This is a genomic window from Curtobacterium sp. VKM Ac-2884 (assembly GCF_015350945.1).
Classification (GTDB): domain Bacteria; phylum Actinomycetota; class Actinomycetes; order Actinomycetales; family Microbacteriaceae; genus Curtobacterium.
This window is the reverse complement of sequence record NZ_JADKSA010000002.1, coordinates 40,540-57,282: the sequence shown is the minus strand read 5'-3', so window position 1 is coordinate 57,282 and position 16,743 is coordinate 40,540. Positions and strand designations below refer to the sequence as shown.

Sequence of the window (16,743 nt, the reverse complement as noted above, 5' to 3'; positions counted from 1 at the left end):
CGCACGGGGAGCGCTGGTTACTCTCGGAGTACGTGACCGGACTCAGACGAGACCGGACCAGCTGTCGGCTCCGTCAGAAAGGGCCAAGGGAGAGCACATGTTCGAGAGATTCACCGACCGAGCCCGTCGTGTTGTCGTCCTCGCTCAAGAAGAAGCGAAGATGCTCAACCACAACTACATCGGCACCGAGCACATCCTCCTCGGCCTGATCCACGAGGGCGAGGGCGTTGCTGCCAAGGCGCTGGAGTCGCTCGGCATCTCGCTCGACGCCGTCCGCGAGCAGGTCCAGGACATCATCGGCCAGGGTCAGCAGCAGCCGACCGGGCACATCCCGTTCACGCCGCGTGCCAAGAAGGTGCTCGAGCTGTCCCTGCGCGAGGCGCTGCAGCTCGGCCACAACTACATCGGGACCGAGCACATCCTGCTCGGCCTGATCCGCGAGGGCGAGGGTGTCGCAGCCCAGGTGCTCGTGAAGCTCGGCGCCGACCTCAACCGGGTCCGCCAGCAGGTCATCCAGCTCCTGTCCGGCTACCAGGGCAAGGAAGCGGTCGCCGTCGGCGGCGAGCAGCAGCAGAACGCGCAGCAGGGTTCGCAGGTCCTCGACCAGTTCGGTCGGAACCTCACCCAGGCCGCGCGCGACGGCAAGCTCGACCCCGTCATCGGGCGCGAGAAGGAGATGGAGCGGGTCATGCAGATCCTCTCCCGCCGCTCCAAGAACAACCCCGTCCTGATCGGTGAGCCCGGCGTCGGCAAGACCGCCGTCGTCGAGGGCCTCGCCCAGGCGATCGTCAAGGGCGACGTGCCCGAGACGCTGAAGGACAAGCAGCTCTACTCGCTCGACCTCGGCTCGCTCATCGCCGGGTCCCGCTACCGCGGTGACTTCGAGGAGCGCCTGAAGAAGGTCACGAAGGAGATCCGCACCCGCGGCGACATCATCGTCTTCATCGACGAGATCCACACGCTCGTCGGTGCCGGTGCTGCCGAAGGTGCGATCGACGCCGCGTCGATCCTCAAGCCCCTCCTCGCCCGCGGTGAGCTCCAGACCATCGGTGCCACCACGCTCGACGAGTACCGCAAGCACTTCGAGAAGGACGCAGCACTCGAGCGTCGCTTCCAGTCGGTACAGGTCAACGAGCCGTCGCTGCCGCACACGATCAACATCCTCAAGGGCCTGCGCGACAAGTACGAGGCGTTCCACAAGGTGTCCATCACCGACGGTGCGATCGTCTCGGCCGCCAACCTGGCGGACCGCTACGTGCAGGACCGCTTCCTGCCCGACAAGGCCATCGACCTGATCGACGAGGCCGGCGCACGCCTGCGCCTCTCGATCCTGTCGGCGCCCCCGGAGCTCCGCGAGTTCGACGAGAAGATCTCGACGGTCCGCGGGTCGAAGGAAGCCGCCATCGAGGAGCAGGACTTCGAGAAGGCAGCCAGCCTGCGCGACGAGGAGAAGAAGCTCCTGGGTGAGCGTCTCCGCCTCGAGAAGCAGTGGCGTGCCGGTGACGTCGCCGCGTCCGGCACCGTCGACGAGGGCATCATCGCCGAGGTCCTGGCGCAGGCCACGGGCATCCCGGTGTTCAAGCTCACCGAAGAGGAGACCTCGCGTCTCGTCTTCATGGAGAAGGCACTGCACCAGCGGGTCATCGGTCAGGAAGAGGCGATCTCGGCCCTGTCCAAGACCATCCGCCGGACCCGTGCCGGTCTGAAGGACCCGAACCGCCCCTCGGGCTCGTTCATCTTCGCCGGGCCCACGGGCGTCGGCAAGACCGAGCTCGCCAAGGCGCTCGCCGAGTTCCTGTTCGACGACGAGGGCGCACTGATCTCCCTCGACATGTCGGAGTTCGGTGAGAAGCACACCGTCTCGCGTCTGTTCGGTGCCCCTCCCGGGTTCGTCGGCTTCGAGGAGGGCGGCCAGCTCACCGAGAAGGTGCGCCGCAAGCCGTTCTCCGTGGTCCTGTTCGACGAGATCGAGAAGGCCCACCCGGACATCTTCAACTCGCTGCTGCAGGTGCTCGAGGAAGGCCGTCTCACCGACGGTCAGGGCCGCGTGGTCGACTTCAAGAACACCGTCATCATCATGACCACGAACCTCGGTTCGCAGGGCATCGCCGGTGGCCCGGTGGGCTTCCAGGTCGAGGGTGACTCGGCCGTCGGCTACGACCGCATGCGCGGCAAGGTCAACGAGGAGCTCAAGAAGCACTTCAAGCCGGAGTTCCTGAACCGCGTCGACGACACGATCGTGTTCCCGCAGCTGTCGCAGCCCGAGCTGCTGCAGATCGTGGACCTGTTCGTGAAGCGCCTGGCCGACCGTCTGCTCGACCGCGACATGACGGTGGAGCTCACCCTCCCCGCCAAGGAGCAGCTCATCAAGGTCGGGTTCGACCCGTCCCTCGGTGCACGCCCGCTGCGTCGCGCGATGCAGCACGAGGTCGAGGACCAGCTGTCCGAGCACATCCTGCAGGGTGAGCTCACCGCCGGTGACCACGTGAAGGTCGACTTCGTCGACGGTGCGTTCCACTTCGAGACCGGGCGTCAGCCGGGCCGCGAAGAGGTCCTCGCCGGCGCAGCCGCGGTCGAGACCGCGACCGACGCGCCCCAGGGCGAGATCGAGTCCTAGGACCCGACACCAGACAGACGGGAGGCCCGGGGCCAGCTGGCACCGGGCCTCCCGGCTGTCCGCGTGCGGACGGGTCAGGCCGTGATCACGCCTGCACGTCGCCGCGCCAGCCCGTGTCGGTCGGAGCCGACTCGACGCGCTCCTTGTAGTTCTGCAGGTCCTTCTTGATGGCGTGGCCACCGACGCCGACCGCTGCACCGAGCTTCTCGAGGAAGCCGGAGGGCTCCCAGTCGATCTGCGCGGTCACACGCGTCTCGTTGTCGGACAGCTTGTGGAAGGTGACGACGCCGGCGTGGTCGGTCTCGCCGTCCTTGACGGCCCAGGCGACCCGCTCGTCGGGGTGCTGCTCGGTGATGACGGCGCGGAACTCGCGCTCCTGGCCGGCGACCTTCACGGTCCAGTCGGTGGTCTTGTCGTCGACCTGGACGATCTTCTCGACCTCGTCGAGGAAGTGCGGGAACTCCTCGAAGCGGGTCCACTGACCGTACGCTGCGGAGACGGGGACGTTGACGTCGACGGTTTCGATGATCTGAGGCATGGAGTGGACGGTAGGCGGCCACGCCTGGGCGCAGCACAGCGGGGTGTCCCCCGGAGCGGTCGGGTGCCGCTCGTCCGCGCCCGGCTATGGTTGTCGGGATGACAGAGCACGGGAAGCACGCGTTCCACGAACGTGACGAGCACGGGATCCTGGTGCGTCCGGCACTCGCCTCGGACGTCCCGCACATCCAGCGGCTCATCGCCCCCTACGTCGACCGGCGCATCCTGCTCGGCAAGGAGAACGTCGCGCTGTACGGCTCGATCCAGCAGTTCCGGATCGCCGAGGGTCCCGACGGCATCCCGATCGGCTGCGGTGCCCTCGCCGTCTTCTGGGACGACATCGCCGAGGTGCGCACGCTCGCCCTCGACGCCGACTGGATCCACAAGCGCGTCGGACACCGGATGCTCGAGGCGCTCGAACACGACGGCCGCGAACTCGGCGTCGCGCGGATCTTCTGCCTGACGTTCGAGGTCGACTTCTTCGCGAAGCACGGCTACCTGGAGATCGGCGAGCAGGTCGTCGAACCGGCGGTCTACGCCGAGCTGGTGCGGTCGTCGGACGAAGGGGTCGCGGAGTTCCTCGACCTCGCCCGGGTCAAGCCGAACACCCTCGGCAACACCCGCATGCTGAAGATCCTCTGACGCTTTCGCGCGGCACCCGGCGGGGGTCCCGCACCGGGCATCCGCGGTTGTCTACCCTGTGCGCATGTCGTCGTTGCGTCACCCCGTCGGGCCCGAGAAGCCGGTCGTGTACTGGCGCCGTCGTGCAGCCGTGCTCGGCGCACTCGTGATCATCGTCGTGGTGATCGTGCTCATCGTCGTCGGACGGGGGAGCGCGTCGACCCCGACGGCAGCGCCCACGTCCTCGCCGTCCGCTTCGGCTTCCGCTTCGGCCGGTGGTGCGTCGTCCGCTGCCCCGTCCCGTTCGGCGTCGGCATCTGCGTCGGCCTCTGGGTCCGGCGCTGCCGACGGATCGACGTGCAGCAAGGACCAGGTCGTCCTGACGCCCGTGCTCGACAAGGACGCGTACGGCCCCACCGAGGACCCGAAGATCGCCATGTCGATCAAGAACACCGGCACGAACTCGTGCCACCTCGACCTCGGGTCAGCGCAGCAGGTGCTGACGATCAGCTCGGGCGAGGAGCAGTACTGGTCGTCGAAGGACTGCCAGACCGGCGGCACGAACCAGGACGTCACGATCAAGTCCGGGCAGACCCTGACCACGCCCGCGATCGCCTGGGACCGCACCCGGTCGTCCACCACGACGTGCGATGCGTCCCGCCCGGCGGTCTCCGCCGACGGGGCGAGCTACCACCTGCAGGTCGAAGTGGGGAACCTCGAGTCGAAGGCCTCGGCGCAGTTCATCCTGCAGTAGCCCGGGCGTCGCGTGGGCTGGTAGCCTCGATCCAAGTGGATTGGGAATGCCCGATCGGCGTCGAACCCCCGGAACCCCCGGGGGTTCTCGCTTTCACGGGTACACCTTCAGGCCCCAGCCCTTCACCGAACCAGACGGCGACTTCGGCATGCGCTCGAGGATCCGGTCCCACGCGCGGTTGGGCTGCTCGGGCTTGAGGAGATGTGTGCCGATCGGACGAGCGACGAGATCGGCGATCTGGAGCCCGGCACTGTTCGTCTGCTTGCTCGCGATCTTGAAACGGAAGGTCTCGGCCATCCCACGCATCTTCGTGGTGCTCATGATTCGGTCGAACTCGGCCTCCAGCTCCCGGTCCTCGGAGCGGCCCCGGCTCTCGAAGACCACGAACGTCTCGCACCGGGACGCTCCTCGATCCTGGAGCTGCAAGAAGACCCGTTCGAGCCCGAACTCGAGCGCGACGTGGTACGGACTCGTGTCCTCCCCGACCCGGCGGACGAACTCGTGCTTCCGGATGGCGGATGCAACCACCCCGAAGCGCTCATCGAACACGGCGTCGACTCTTGCCATGAAATCGCTGCGGACGGAGGCGTTCAGGAGGATGTCGAACGGCGGAGCTGACTGACGCATCTCCCGCTCGTGAAGGACGACCATGTCGTGGTTGAAGAAGTCGAACTTGAGGCGTTGGACGAGCGGAACGATCCGGTCGACGTAGACGTCGACGGGGAAGATGCAGAACGCGAGTACGAACATCGGGTAGTCCGGATTGATGCGCGTGAGACTGTGATCTCCGCTTTCGTCGACGTAGACGATGTATCCACTGCGCACCGGTCCAACATATCAGTGGACAGCAAACGGCCCCGCCGTCCAGAGGACGACGGGGCCGTTCGAAGCTGATGTGATCAGCCGAGGACGGTGATGTTCTCCGCCTGCGGGCCCTTGCGGCCCTCGGTGATGTCGAACTCCACCTTCTGGTTCTCCTCCAGCGACTTGTAGCCGTTGCCGGCGATCGCGGAGAAGTGCGCGAAGACGTCAGCGCTTCCGTCGTCCGGGGCGATGAAGCCGAAGCCCTTTTCGTTGTTGAACCACTTGACGGTACCGGTAGATGCCATGATGGCGTTTCCTTAGCTTTCTTGCGTTCCGCCATGGTGCGATCGCACCTGCGGAGCCCCGACGTACGTCGACGGGGGTGATGCGCCACGCGGGCAGGTGCCGGCGGGACGGGTTCGGGGTCAGGCCTGATGGCCAGTGACCCTGGTAGTCCGAGTTGAGGGGCAAACCACCTCGCTCGAACGTTGAGCGCCGCCGAAGCGGTTCCATCAGGCTAGCGTGCTCTGGGCCGACTGGCTACCCGTGCGTCACTGAACGACGAAAATCTGGTGGAATTGCTCAGATGGCAGACAAGGAACAGCGCTTCCGGAGCGAACAACTCGAGGAAGCCCTCGCGAAGCAGGACGTCGCTGCGGTGGCGTTCGCGCTGCGCAACGACATCGTGATCGTCCCCCGGCTCGTGACCGGCAAGAAGGACATGCAGGTGCGGGTCTTCGGGCGCGAAGGCTCTGAACAGCGCATCCTGCTGCTGTTCTCGTCGGCGGACGCCTACACGGCGATGGTGCCGGACGAGAAGATCCGGCAGGTCATGGTCTACGACGGACCGCGGCTCGAGGAGTTCCTCGCCGCCCACCTCGACATGCTCGAGGGCGTGTTCTTCGACATCGCCGGGCCGAACACCATGCAGGCGACCCCGGGGGACCTGCTGGCCGCATTACGCGCTTAGGCGATCAGAACGCGCGGTCGAGCTCGCGCTCGCGAGCCGACTGCGTCATCGAGAACGCCACACGCAGTGCTTCGCGCAGGTGCCCGGAGTCGGCGCCGAGGACGGTCGTGAAGCCGAGTCGGCTCGCCTCGTTCACGCGCTGCTTCGTGCCCGTGGCCGGACGGATCTCGCCGGCGAGGCTGATCTCACCGACGGCCGCGAGCGTGTGCGGGTACGGGCGGTCACGTGCCGCACTCGCCAGGGCCAGAGCGATCGCCAGGTCGGCGCCGGGTTCGGTGAGCTTCATGCCGCCCACCGTCGAGACGTAGACGTCGGCATCGGAGAGCTTGAGGCCGGCTCGGCGTTCGAGCACCGCGAGCAGCATCGCCACGCGTGAGGCATCGACGCCGTTCACGACCCGACGGGGCTGCGGCGCGGAGCTCGGGACGATGAGCGCCTGGACCTCCACCGGGAGTGCCCGGCGCCCCTCGAGCGCCACGGTCACGCACGTGCCGGACACCGGGGTCGCGTTCTTGGACATGAAGAGGCCGCTGGGGTCGGGGACCTCGTGGATGCCGTCGCCGCCCATGTCGAAGCACCCGACCTCGTCCGTGGGGCCGAAGCGGTTCTTCAGCGCCCGGACGAAGCGGAGCGCGGTCTGCCGGTCGCCCTCGAAGTGGCAGACGACGTCGACCAGGTGCTCGAGCAGGCGTGGCCCGGCGATCGTGCCGTCCTTCGTGACGTGGCCGACGATCAGGACGGGGAGGGCGCGGTCCTTCGCGATGCGGATCAGGGTCGAGGCGACCTCGCGCACCTGGGACGTCCCACCCGCGATGCCGTCGATCGAGCTGGACGAGATGGTCTGGACGGAGTCGGCGATGAGCAGGTCTGGCTTGACCTGGTCGATCTGGCCGATGATGACGCCGAGGTCGACCTCGCTCGCCAGGTAGAGGTCGTCGTGCATCGCCCCGGTGCGCTCGGCGCGGAGCCGGACCTGGTCGACGGACTCTTCCGCGCTGACGTAGAGGACGCGTTTGCCGGACGCCGCGGCGCGCGAAGCGACTTCGAGCAACAGTGTCGACTTGCCGACGCCGGGTTCGCCGGACAGCAGGACCGCAGCGCCGGGGACGACCCCGCCGCCGAGCACGCGGTCGAACTCACCGATGCCGGTCTGCCAGCGCTGCACCGTCGTGCCGCGGGCTTCGGTGATGGGCCGCGCCGCTCGGGCACCGGTGACGGCCACAGCTGCGGTGCCACGAGTACTCGCCGAGACCGCCGAGGAGTCCTCGACCGTGCCCCAGGTCTGGCACTCGCCGCACCGGCCGACCCACTTGACACTGGTCCAGCCGCACTCGGTGCATCGGTAGAGGGACTGCGGGCGCGCCATGTCGTCGAGGCTAGGCCGTGCCGCCGACATCGCCGGAGCGGTGCACCGGCTCGTCGGGCAGGGCGATCGACCCCGTCATCCGGTTCCGCAACCGCTCGACGGGACTCGGCCGGTTGGCGTGGTCGAGTGCCTCGGCGCCGTCGGTGTCCTGCTCGGCACGAGCGTTCGCGACCGCCCCGGCCTCACGCCCGAGGTTCTCCGCCTCACGCGCGGAGAGGTAGTGCCGGATCGCCGCGACCGTGTCCACCCGGGCGTCGACCGCCGGCTCGAACGCGCTCGCCCAGACCTCGTACCCCCGGTCGTTCGGGTGGAACAGGTCGCCGTAGCTGTTGAAGAACGTGCGGCGGATCCCGACCCGCTTCGTGATCGTGTGCAGCGGCGCCACGGTCAGCCCGAACTCGGCGGCGACCCGGTGCACGATCTCGTTCGCCACCGCCACCTTGCGCTCACGGTCCGGCACGAACATGCACGGCAGCTCGGCCACCACGGCGTGCGACGGCACAGCGCCGTAGATCGCCCGGATGTTCCGCTCGAACTTGTCCGGGTCGAAGTCCGCGATGTCGTTCGCCCCGATCGACACCGTGCAGATGTCGGGTGTGTACTGCCGGAGCTTCGGCAACTGGTCGCGCTTGGCACCCCAGGTCGTCGAGCCCGAGACGCTCAGGTTCACGACCCGCACCGACTCGTGGGAACGGTGCCGGATCCGGCGCGCCAACAGACCCACGTACCCGCGCGACGGCACCGTTGCACCGACGCCCTGGGCCGCCGAGTCGCCGATCGCCACGTACAGGAGCTGCCCCTCGTGCTGCTGTCGCTCGTGCCACCAGTCGGCGTGGATCGGCAGCATGTCGACCACCCGTTGCGCGGCCGCCCGCTGGCCCTTGACGCCGGCCCGGGCCCCGACGGCGGCTGCCCCGAGGACACCGGCCCCACCGAGGGCGGACGTCAGGAGTGCGATGAGCGTGCGGGTCTTCATGTCGTGGACGGTACGCCCGCAGGCCGAGTCGACGACGTGGGCGCCCTGTGGGTGTGGGAAGAGCCGTGCAGGTGACCGCCTGTGGAGGGCGAGCCGACGTCGGGTGGCGTGACGGGCCTCCCGGATCGTGTAAACTCTTTCCCGGTACCGTGTCCGAGCGGCCGAAGGATCATGTCTCGAAAACATGTGTGGGGGCAACTCCACCGTGGGTTCAAATCCCACCGGTACCGCCATAGAAAACCCCCGTTCAAACGGGGGTTTTCTTGTTTCGAGGAGCGTCCCTGGTGCATCTCTGGTGCACTCTCCTGAGCGCACGACTCCGCGTCGTGCCTGCCTCCTCCTTGGCAGCGGGGTGAGCCAGAGTGCGTCCGACCCGGTGTCCTAGGCGCACTCGCCTGCTCGTCGAGTGTGCGCAGCGAAGCGCAAACCTTCACGTCAGTCCCCACTAACGGGCCTCGCAACTGCGTTGCGCCGCTGAAGGTCTAGATCAGCGCACAGATGTGTGGCAGAGGAAGTGCACGGCGTCGCGTTGCACGACCCGGCTGGTCGGCACTGTCAGTAGCAGACCATCGAGGGCTTCGAGGGAGTCCGGTAAGCGGGGCAACCAGCCGTCACCGATCCACGCGTCGTGCGGGCTGGTCTTGATCTCACGGTGAGAGCGGCCGTTGTAGCTGCCGATGAACACTCGGACGGCTTGGTCGAGTTCCGGTAGCCGCAGAGTCGGGACCGACTCGGCGCCGGCGGCGAGATGTCCGGGCAGGGTGGCGAGCAGTTCCGTGTTGATGGTGCCGAAGAACCGTTCGACTTTCCCGCGGCCCTGCGGGCGGCCGACTGTGGAGTGGATGATCCGCACGTGCAGGTCACGGGTGGCGTGCTCGAGGTGGTGACTGATGAAGTCGCTGCCGTGGTCGACGTGCAGCACGTCGGGGACACCGCACATCGCCCATGCCGGATCGGGTTTGAGCCAGATCGCTTGCCGGAGCGCGAGCGCGGTGTTCATTGCCGATGGTGCGCCGGAGAAGACCATGTACCCGCAGATGGCGCGGGAGTAGTCGTCGAGGATGACGGTTAGCCATGGACGGTCGGGCTTGCCGTCGGCGCCGCCGATGATGATGTCGAGCATGGTGTGGTCTGCCTGCCACACCTGGTTCGGACGTGTTGCCCGGCGTCGGAGCACCAGCTCGTGCTTGTCCCGATACGACGTCGGGCCGTCGATTGCAAGCGTGACCATGGCGGGATCGAGCCCCCCGACGATTCGCCGCACTGTCGAGTACGAAGGCGCGGGCACACCGTGGCCGATCGCCCGCTCGGTCACTAGCCGGTGCAACGTCGCGATCGAGGGTCGCGACCTCGACAGCGCCAACCCCTCGACGAGTCGGATCGGCTCCGGGGACGTACGCCGTTGGCCGATATCGGACCGGTAAGAGACATCGAGGCCGGCAGCGCCGGCCTTCCGATACCGAGCAAGCCAGCTGGCGAGCGTTCGCGCCGGCACTCCGCTCTCACGGGCCACGGCCGCGAGCGGAATCTGGTCCTCGACATGCAGTCGGAGGATCCGCCACCGCGCTTCCGCGTCCATGCTGCGCTCTCTACATCGGTGACGTCGCTCCCGCGGCGTCGCCTTGCAGGTGTCGGTAGATAGTGGGGCGGGAGACACCGAACGTGTCAGCGATCTCCTGGACTGTGTGCCCGCCGGCGTTGTACATCGCTCGGGCTTGCCGAATCTTGACCGCAGTCATCTTGAACTTCGGGCCGCCCGAGCGTCCTCGGGCGCGGGCGGCAGCGAGACCGTCGTGGGTGCGTTCGAAGATGAGGTCGTGCTCGAACTCCGCGATCGCGGCGAGCATGTGGAAAAATAGCCTCCCACCCGGTGTGGTGGTGTCGATGCCCTGCGACAGTGCGCGGAGCCCGACGCCGCGGTCGTGGAACTCGTCGGCGATCTGCTTCAAGTTCTTCACCGAACGGCCCAGCCGGTCGAGCATGGTCACCACGAGCGTGTCCCCACGGCGGAGATAGTCCAGCGCCTCGGTCAGCGCCAGCCTCGTCGCGAGCGTCCCGGAAGCGTGGTCAACGAACACCTTCTCGCAGCCGGCCGCGTCGAGGACATCGGTTTGACCCTCCGCGTGCTGCTCGCGCGTCGAGACTCGCGCGTATCCGACCGATGCCATGAGCGACCTGTAACGCGAACGCCGGGTTCGGTACATAGATTACGGACACGGGTCACGAGACAGCGGCGCGCCGATCCCGCGCCGTGGCTAGCGTGCGTCTCGTGAACGATCTATCACGAGACAGCGCCCGCACACGTTTTGGCGGCCGTCGTTGCAGACTGCCATGCTCTCCTAATGCAGAATTCTGGCGGACACATTTGGGGAGTAGCGACGAAGCTGTTCGGGTCAACGAAGCGTCGTGTGGGTGCTGCGGCTGTCGCGTGTGCAATCGCAGCCGGCGCCCTAGCGGGCGGTACCCCGGCGATGGCCGCCGACACCACCACCGGTATGCAGGGTGACGAGATGCAGACGCGCGCCGCCTGGGGTTACTACCACAAGGTCATCAGCAAGTCGTCGACCGGGAGCTACGTCGGGACAGAGAAACTTGCTTCGTGTGGGTCCCGGACAGTCGCTATGGATTGCTCACTGACCAAGGGGAAAGCTGCAACCCGTTCGATCGGCCTCGACCTCGGTGCGACTCGTGCGTGGGCCGCGGGACAGCTGAAGATCAGCGCATCCGCCACCCAGAGCGTATCGGTCACCTGCCGCAAGCAGAAGGTGGCGAAGGGTAAGCAGCTCGTGGCGTATCCGGTGGGCGTGCGGTACAAGTACAAGATCGAGAAGCACATAACCGGCGGCGGCAAGGAGTACGTCACCGACACCTCTGGCTGGCTCTACGCTTTCAACCCGGGTAGCGCTCGCGTGTCCTGCGACATCCGTAACCTCTAGGAAAGAGAGACCCTCGTGCGACTGCCAGCCGTTGTGTTCGCCGCTGCCCTAATGGTGACGATCAGCGGGTGCGCCACACAGCCAGACGTTGCACCAAGCACCTTCATCGGCAAGACCGTCGCCAAGCTTGACAAGTCGGTTCCCTCGGGAACGTCCTTCGCCTGGTACGACCTCAGCGAACAGACGCTTCACCAGCCGGGAACCCTCATCAGCGGAGCAGACCCGGATGACGAGGGTGTGATCGTCGCCGTGTGTGCCAACGCCAAGACCATCGGTTCGAGTTCGAGAATCTCTGCCGGCGCCATCCCGGCGTCGAACTATGACGGCGCAATCAGACGCAACGCCGAGGCGGGGAAGTTTCGGGAGCTACTCCCCGAATGTCAACCTCAGTAGGCCCCACCATCGCAGCCCTCGATCCGGACGGATCGAGGGCTGCGGCCGTTCCGAGTCCCTCGCCGGCCAGCAGGGTCCTCTAACGTGACCAGAATCGTGCAACGCAATGTGACCAGTCACAATCAAGGCGATCCGCCCGATCTTCCGCAGGTCCCCTCGCGCTGGTGAGCACGTGGGACGGCAAGTGGAGCCGCGGTGCGAAGGCGTGCTGTGTGCGGCCAGTGCCCAACCCGCGTGGTGAAGAGCAGAAGTCAGCCCGCGGCAACCGTTTGGCTGCAAAATATGCCATGATTAGATCATGGATACTAAGCATCTGAAGTACGAACAGCACCTGCGACGCGCTATCGAGGTAGCAAGGAGTGCTCGCGCTCACGGCAATCACCCATTTGGTGCCGTGCTCGTCGCACCCGACGGCTCAGTCGCCCTCGAGGCGGAAAACTCCGTCACGACGGAGAGCGATGCCACAAACCACGCGGAAACGAACTTGGTCAGCAAGGCGTCGCGCACAATTCCTCGCGATCAGCTTGAAGAATATACACTCGTCACGTCGTGCGAGCCATGCGCCATGTGCTCTGGTGCCATCTACTGGTCCGGCATCGGTACGGTCGTCTACGGGCTTTCTGAGACAGGCCTTCGCGAGCTGACCGGCGATCACCCGGACAACCCCACCCTCAAGCATCCCTGCAGGCTTGTCTTCGCCGATGGCGGCCGTAACATCACTGTGTCCGGTCCCCACTTGGAAAGCGAGGCGGCCGCCCCGCATCAAGGATTCTGGCGCGATTAACCTGTCGTGGACAGAGTGCAGGTAGCCTCGTCCGCGAGCTGCCCCCGACCAGTTCAAGACTCCACGCTCACGCGCCATTATTTGAGCGTACATTTAGACGACGTTGGACATCTCTGTCCGTGTCTACTCGAAAGAGGCTCAAGGTGACTGACCAGGCTATCCCCAGGGAGCTCGTAAACTTCCGTGCGGTAACGGGCGTCACCGCAGATGGACAACGATTGCGGCCGGGCAGCCTCTACCGATCGGCGGGGCTCGACCAGATTGGTGCTCCTGGACGCTTGCACCTGCACGACCTTGGCGTATACACCGTCCTCGATCTCCGTACCGCGGAGGAAATGTCCCTGCGGGCAAATGATCTGGCCGGTCTTGGAATCGCCGAGGTGCGAGTCCCCCTGGTAGTAGACCTCGACGGCAATGCCACGAAAGCAGTACGCGAAAGCACTGATCCGCTTCTCACGCTTGAGTGGTTTTATGAAGACATCGTCGAAAACGCCGCTGACGGGCTGCGGGAAGTGTTCGACACCCTCACCCGTGTTGAAAGTCCCGTCGTGCTTGTCTGTACCGCAGGCAAGGATCGCACCGGGGTCGTCGTAGCGCTCCTTCAGCTCGCTCTCGGTATCCAGCTCAACGACGTGATCGCAGGATATGCAGAGAGCGAAGCGCAGCTCAACTCGGACTGGATTGCGACAGTCGTCGAACGATTCGAATCACTGGGCATGACCATCCCCCCGGAAGCGACCGGAATTTTTACAATGTCGCCGCCATCAGTGATGCTACGACTGGTCGAAACCATCACAGATCGCTATGGCAGCATGGCGCAGTACTTTGAACACATCGGAATCAGCCACCGCGTCCAGACGATTCTGCGCGGCGAGTTCCTCGAAGACCATGAAGCGAGCTAGAGCATGCAGCTGACATAGAGTCGCGTTCGATGTTCAGCGAGCGGCAGTCAGGCTCGACCGTACCCACGCGTTGCGCCGTACCCAAGCGTTACGTCGGTCCCCGCTGGGTGCCATGCGGCGGCGGCGGTGGCAGCAGCACTCTGGCGCTGACGTGTGAAACTTTCTGCGCTGACCGGTGAGCAATTTGGTATATTGGGCGCATGCCTGTGCCGAAGCCCAAACCTGATAGTCCTTCCCGAAAGCTGCTTCGAGATGTCGTCTACGAGCGCATCCGTGCGGAGATCCTCAGCGGCCAGCTCGAAGCCGGGGAGCGGCTGAGTGACGAGGCGCTCATTGAGTGGCTCGACGTGTCACGCACTCCCATCCGCGAGGCCCTGAGTCGCCTCACTGCCGATGGACTTGTCGAGATGCGACCCAATCGATTCACGCAGATCCCGTTCCGGTCGCCCGAGGCGTATGCACGCGCGGCGGAGTACATGCACATGATTCGGCGCTTCGTCCTTGAACACCTCGATCGCGTCCCGGCTGACGAGCTCCTCCAAGGCCGGCTGGCGATGGAGTCGCTCCTGCCCCGGTTGCGCGAGCACGACCGAACGGCCCAGGTCGAGTTCAACGAGCGGTATGGAGTCCTCGCGGCCCTGGTGCAAAATCCGCTCATCGCGGAGGCGGAGCAACGCGTGCGCGGTCAGGCCCAGTTCCACCTCCAGCATGACGATTCTGAGATCAACTGGGGCAACATCCTTGCCCACGCTGAAGCCTTAGCTGGTGCGGATAGGACGTCGCCAAGAAACGATTAACTCTCAGCGGGGCCGAACTGGGCGATGAGTGAACGGGACCATTCATGTAGCGCTGCGATCGCAGCAGTCCGGTCATCAGTGGCGCACGCCGACCGGAAGGCGATGAAGGGGTCCCAGTCGTCCCGGCCGGGTCGAGAGTGGGGAAGGGTTTCTCCGCTCTCGACCACGGTTAGGTACAGCTGCAGCTCCGCGACGTAATCAGCTGCCACATTCGCAGCTGCGCGATTGGGTGCTTCCCGGATCAGGCACGCGACTCCTGACAGGTACGTGTCGATGTCGTCGTCACCGTCGAAGGCCTCTGCGAGCTCAGCGAGAGAGACCGCTGAGTCGTTCACCATAAGCTCAGCGAGTTGCCCCACAACCGCAAGACGCTGCTGCATATCATTTTCCGGCCGTTCAGCAACCGTTGTTCGCGAGTTGCGCTCGACGACCACATGCCGCATCCACGAAAGCCTCATCACGGCTTCCCGTACGGGGGTCCGCGACACCTCCAACTCGTCGGCGATGGTGTCGACGAAAATGCGTTGTCCTGGCGCCATCTGCCCCTGCAGGATCCGACTCAAGAGGACGTCGTACGCCTGATCGGAGAGTAAGCGGCGATCCATCAAGGACTGTGCGTTCTGCGTCAAGTTGGTCTCCATCTCTAGCTGGTAAAACCTCGACTCGGGTGCCTATTCTGGCAGATATTGAGTGTCAGGTGTTTGAATGTAGTATTTACTGGTAGCTCACGGTTTCGTCGTGTCCTCGACCAAGGCCTTTGTGTTGGGTTGGACGACATCTCTTGCCCGTGTCTCGGGTGGCCGCGGGGGCTTGCGGATGATTGGGTCAGCGCACGACGCCACTGCTCGGCGCGGGCTCACCTAGATGGAGCCGCTCGGCCGGCTTGCCGACTCAAGGGGCGGCTCTACCGGATCCACGTGCAGCCGCCGCGTCCCCTGGTACCGGTAGTTGTATGAATAGGCGTCCGAGCGGCTGACTCTCACCATCGTCATGATTGATCCGAGCGCCTTCGTCCCGGCGTCGCGGAGAGCAGCTGACGCGCCCTCAAGCTGCTTCCGAGTGGTCCGCCTCATTGCGGCCACTACAATTGCGCCGCTGCTGATCCCGGCAAGAATCGCCGCGTCGGTGACAGGCAGTAGCGGCGGTGCATCGATGATCACAACGTCGACGAGGGATTCAAGTTCCCGGAGTACCGCCTCCATGGCGGCGGATCCAAGAAGCTCTGTGGGGTTCGGCGGAACCTGACCTGAGGGCACGACCTGAAGTCCGCCTTTGCCCCACGGCTGCAGTGCGTCCTCAAGTTCCATCCGCCCGATGAGGACATCGGTGAGCCCCGCGGCGGCCTCAAGGCCCATGATTTCAGCAATGCGGGGCCGGCGGAGATCGCAGTCGACCAACGCGATCTTCATGCCGCTCTCCGCGAGCGCGATCGCCATGTTCGCGGCCGTCGTGCTCTTGCCCTCGCTGGGCACAGACGATGTCACCACGAAGCTGCGGCGGCTCCCACCCACGTCGAGAAATTGAAGGTTCGTCCGCAGCCGACGGAAGGCTTCCGCTCGAGGGCTCATTGAGTCGTGCAGTACGACCAACGGCTGGTCCCGGACCGACTTATCGAAGGCGATTTCCCCGATCGCAGGGGCCCCGATGACAGATTCGACGGCAGCGCGGCTGTCCAGGCGCGTGTCCAGCGCAGCTCGTAGCACTGCGATCCCCAGGCCAAGAGCAAGCCCGAGCGCCAACCCGCCGGCGAGATTGACGGCCATTCGAGGTGAGGTCGGATGCGTGGGCGCGATGGCAGGCTGGATGGTTTCGATGCGGAACGGGCTGACGCCGTCAGCGGTTGGCTGTTCCAGCTCTGTGGTGATGACCTTTGAAAGGCTCGACCCGACGCTGTTTGCGATCCGTGCCGCCTGATCAGGGTCAGGATCGACGACCGAGATCGTCACAATCACGCTGTCAATCGGCGTCTGCGCGCTGACGCGCCGCGCGAGCTCGATGGCTGACTCGTGAAGTCCAAGTTGCTGAATGACTGGCTCCAGCACTCGAGCACTCTTAGCGACATTCGCGAACGATTGAACCTTCTGCTCGGCGGCAGTGCCACCTTGCGCGAGCTCGGATGAGTTAGTGGCACCGGTGACAGACACGTACACCTGTGTGCTCGCCTGGTACTCCGGCACTGCCGCGTAGGCGAGCGCCGCGCCCGCGCCTGCGCCCAGCAGGGCGCCGACCATCATTGCAATCCACCCACGGCGCAGGAGGTGCGCGATCCGTTCGATGTCCATCGTG

The 16,743-nt window shown here is 65.6% G+C and carries 18 protein-coding genes and 1 tRNA gene; 10 read left to right on the top strand and 9 right to left on the bottom strand.

Features of this window, described 5'->3' with window-relative positions; translation table 11 throughout:
- Positions 1-97: 97 nt before the first annotated feature.
- Positions 98-2,617: an ATP-dependent Clp protease ATP-binding subunit gene (locus ITJ60_RS04600; RefSeq protein WP_123294552.1), complete on the top strand. Its 2,520-nt coding sequence runs from the start codon at positions 98-100 to the stop codon at positions 2,615-2,617.
- 85 nt (positions 2,618-2,702) lie between these two features.
- Here the strand turns inward: ITJ60_RS04600 and ITJ60_RS04595 are convergent, their stop codons facing one another.
- Positions 2,703-3,155: an SRPBCC family protein gene (locus tag ITJ60_RS04595; RefSeq protein ID WP_123339192.1), complete on the bottom strand. Its 453-nt coding sequence runs from the start codon at positions 3,153-3,155 to the stop codon at positions 2,703-2,705.
- A 98-nt stretch (positions 3,156-3,253) separates the two neighbouring features.
- Here ITJ60_RS04595 and ITJ60_RS04590 point away from each other — a divergent pair, with 98 nt between their 5' ends.
- Complete coding sequence (locus ITJ60_RS04590; RefSeq protein WP_194647134.1) at positions 3,254-3,796, top strand: amino-acid N-acetyltransferase; 543 nt, start codon at positions 3,254-3,256, stop codon at positions 3,794-3,796.
- Positions 3,797-3,860: 64 nt separating this feature from the next.
- Positions 3,861-4,529, top strand: a complete 669-nt coding sequence (locus ITJ60_RS04585; protein WP_194647133.1) for a hypothetical protein — start codon at positions 3,861-3,863, stop codon at positions 4,527-4,529.
- A gap of 93 nt (positions 4,530-4,622) precedes the next feature.
- Here ITJ60_RS04585 and ITJ60_RS04580 read toward each other — a convergent pair whose 3' ends face one another.
- Complete coding sequence (locus ITJ60_RS04580) at positions 4,623-5,354, bottom strand: DUF3800 domain-containing protein (protein WP_123339190.1); 732 nt, start codon at positions 5,352-5,354, stop codon at positions 4,623-4,625.
- A 74-nt stretch (positions 5,355-5,428) separates the two neighbouring features.
- Positions 5,429-5,638, bottom strand: a complete 210-nt coding sequence (locus ITJ60_RS04575; RefSeq protein WP_017887662.1) for a cold-shock protein — start codon at positions 5,636-5,638, stop codon at positions 5,429-5,431.
- A gap of 281 nt (positions 5,639-5,919) precedes the next feature.
- On the opposite strand from ITJ60_RS04575, the gene ITJ60_RS04570 reads away from it, so the two are divergent.
- Positions 5,920-6,303 (top strand): SseB family protein, encoded by a 384-nt coding sequence (locus ITJ60_RS04570; RefSeq protein ID WP_131922013.1) that lies wholly within the window; start codon positions 5,920-5,922, stop codon positions 6,301-6,303.
- A gap of 4 nt (positions 6,304-6,307) precedes the next feature.
- Here ITJ60_RS04570 and radA read toward each other — a convergent pair whose 3' ends face one another.
- Entirely contained in the window at positions 6,308-7,669 is a 1,362-nt protein-coding gene (gene radA / locus ITJ60_RS04565) for a DNA repair protein RadA (protein WP_185021261.1), read from the bottom strand.
- Positions 7,670-7,679: 10 nt separating this feature from the next.
- Positions 7,680-8,645, bottom strand: a complete 966-nt coding sequence (locus ITJ60_RS04560) for an SGNH/GDSL hydrolase family protein (RefSeq protein WP_194647132.1) — start codon at positions 8,643-8,645, stop codon at positions 7,680-7,682.
- A gap of 143 nt (positions 8,646-8,788) precedes the next feature.
- Between ITJ60_RS04560 and ITJ60_RS04555 the strand changes: the two genes are divergently transcribed.
- Positions 8,789-8,878: transfer RNA gene (locus ITJ60_RS04555), tRNA-Ser, on the top strand.
- Positions 8,879-9,132: 254 nt separating this feature from the next.
- Here the strand turns inward: ITJ60_RS04555 and ITJ60_RS04550 are convergent.
- Positions 9,133-10,224: a DDE-type integrase/transposase/recombinase gene (locus ITJ60_RS04550; protein ID WP_194647131.1), complete on the bottom strand. Its 1,092-nt coding sequence runs from the start codon at positions 10,222-10,224 to the stop codon at positions 9,133-9,135.
- A gap of 10 nt (positions 10,225-10,234) precedes the next feature.
- A complete protein-coding gene (locus ITJ60_RS04545; protein WP_194647584.1) occupies positions 10,235-10,813 on the bottom strand; it encodes a recombinase family protein in 579 nt (192 codons plus the stop codon).
- A 303-nt stretch (positions 10,814-11,116) separates the two neighbouring features.
- Here ITJ60_RS04545 and ITJ60_RS04540 point away from each other — a divergent pair, with 303 nt between their 5' ends.
- From ITJ60_RS04540 to ITJ60_RS04520, 5 genes are all read left to right on the top strand, one after another.
- Entirely contained in the window at positions 11,117-11,581 is a 465-nt protein-coding gene (locus tag ITJ60_RS04540; RefSeq protein ID WP_194647130.1) for a hypothetical protein, read from the top strand.
- A gap of 15 nt (positions 11,582-11,596) precedes the next feature.
- Positions 11,597-11,974 carry a hypothetical protein gene (locus ITJ60_RS04535; protein ID WP_194647129.1) on the top strand — a complete coding sequence of 126 codons (378 nt, stop codon included), beginning with the start codon at positions 11,597-11,599 and terminating at the stop codon, positions 11,972-11,974.
- A 298-nt stretch (positions 11,975-12,272) separates the two neighbouring features.
- Positions 12,273-12,758 (top strand): nucleoside deaminase, encoded by a 486-nt coding sequence (locus ITJ60_RS04530; RefSeq protein WP_194647128.1) that lies wholly within the window; start codon positions 12,273-12,275, stop codon positions 12,756-12,758.
- Positions 12,759-12,901: 143 nt separating this feature from the next.
- Positions 12,902-13,660, top strand: a complete 759-nt coding sequence (locus ITJ60_RS04525) for a tyrosine-protein phosphatase (RefSeq protein WP_194647127.1) — start codon at positions 12,902-12,904, stop codon at positions 13,658-13,660.
- 200 nt (positions 13,661-13,860) lie between these two features.
- The gene (locus tag ITJ60_RS04520; protein ID WP_194647126.1) at positions 13,861-14,457 is read left to right on the top strand and encodes a GntR family transcriptional regulator; all 597 of its coding nucleotides are present in this window, start codon (positions 13,861-13,863) and stop codon (positions 14,455-14,457) included.
- On the opposite strand, the gene ITJ60_RS04515 is transcribed toward ITJ60_RS04520, so the two are convergent.
- Positions 14,454-15,098 (bottom strand): GntR family transcriptional regulator, encoded by a 645-nt coding sequence (locus ITJ60_RS04515; RefSeq protein ID WP_123310987.1) that lies wholly within the window; start codon positions 15,096-15,098, stop codon positions 14,454-14,456. The genes ITJ60_RS04520 and ITJ60_RS04515 overlap by 4 nt on opposite strands.
- Positions 15,099-15,317: 219 nt before the next feature.
- The gene (locus ITJ60_RS04510) at positions 15,318-16,739 is read right to left on the bottom strand and encodes a polysaccharide biosynthesis tyrosine autokinase (RefSeq protein ID WP_194647125.1); all 1,422 of its coding nucleotides are present in this window, start codon (positions 16,737-16,739) and stop codon (positions 15,318-15,320) included.
- Positions 16,740-16,743: the final 4 nt, after the last annotated feature.